This window comes from Clostridium sp. HBUAS56010, assembly GCF_007115105.1.
In the GTDB taxonomy this organism is placed as follows: Bacteria; Bacillota; Clostridia; order Lachnospirales; family Lachnospiraceae; genus Lacrimispora.
Genome location: NZ_SULJ01000044.1, coordinates 1 through 1,283, shown reverse-complemented (window position 1 = coordinate 1,283; position 1,283 = coordinate 1). Strand labels below are relative to the sequence as shown.

At 48.9% G+C, this 1,283-nt stretch carries 1 rRNA gene; it reads right to left on the bottom strand.

What is annotated here, in order from left to right:
• Nucleotides 1-1,206 (bottom strand): 23S ribosomal RNA (locus FAY33_RS20165); the annotation flags it as partial.
• Between the last annotated feature and the right edge of the window lie 77 nt (nt 1,207-1,283).

Here is a 1,283-nt window from a genome sequence, read left to right as displayed (position 1 = left end):
ATACATTCCACAGCTTCGGTGTCGTGTTTTAGCCCCGGACATTTTCGGCGCAAGACCTCTCGACTAGTGAGCTATTACGCACTCTTTGAATGTGTGGCTGCTTCTAAGCCAACATCCTAGTTGTCTCTGAAATCTCACATCCTTTTCCACTTAACACGCACTTTGGGACCTTAGCTGGTGGTCTGGGCTCTTTCCCTTTTGACTGCCCAACTTATCTCGTGCAGTCTGACTCCCGTACATCATCTGACCGGCATTCGGAGTTTGATATTCTTTGGTAAGCTTTGACGCCCCCTAGGAAATTCAGTGCTCTACCTCCGGCAGACTAATACGAGGCTAGCCCTAAAGCTATTTCGAGGAGAACCAGCTATCTCCGGGTTCGATTGGAATTTCTCCCCTACCCACACCTCATCGCCACCCTTTTCAACGGATGTGCGTTCGGTCCTCCATTTCCTTTTACGGAAACTTCAACCTGGACATGGGTAGATCACCCGGTTTCGGGTCTACCTTTACTGACTCATTCGCCCTATTAAGACTTGGTTTCCCTTCGGCTCCGCACCTTCAGTGCTTAACCTTGCCAGTAACGGTAACTCGCCGGACCGTTCTACAAAAAGTACGCGGTTCCACCTTTAACGTGGTTCCACAGCTTGTAAACACAGGGTTTCAGGTTCTTTTTCACTCCCCTCCCGGGGTCCTTTTCACCTTTCCTTCACAGTACTATGCGCTATCGGTCACTAAGTAGTATTTAGCCTTGGGGGGTGGTCCCCCCGAATTCCCACAAGGTTTCTCGTGTCTCGTGGTACTTTGGATCCTGCTCGCTGACTATTGTTTTCCCATACAAGGCTTTCACTTTCTATGGCCGGTCTTTCCAGGACCGTTCTGGTAACAAATCGTCTCACTTGTTGCAGTCCATAACCCCATCATGCACGCATGATGGTTTAGGCTCTTTCCATTTCGCTCGCCGCTACTTTGGAAATCGAGTTTTCTTTCTTTTCCTCCGGGTACTTAGATGTTTCAGTTCCCCGGGTTCCCGACGTATGGCTATTTATTCACCATACGACAACTGAGGTTTGCTCAGCTGGGTTTCCCCATTCAGATATCTCCGGATCAAAGGATATTTGCTCCTCCCCGAAGCTTTTCGCAGCTTATCACGTCTTTCATCGGCTCTTAGTGCCAAGGCATCCACCCTGCGCTCTTATTAGCTTAACCAATTCGACTTTCATCTGCGGGTGCGGATTACTCATCTAAGATACATAGCGTTGTATCTCTGGTCTTAGGTTTGTTCG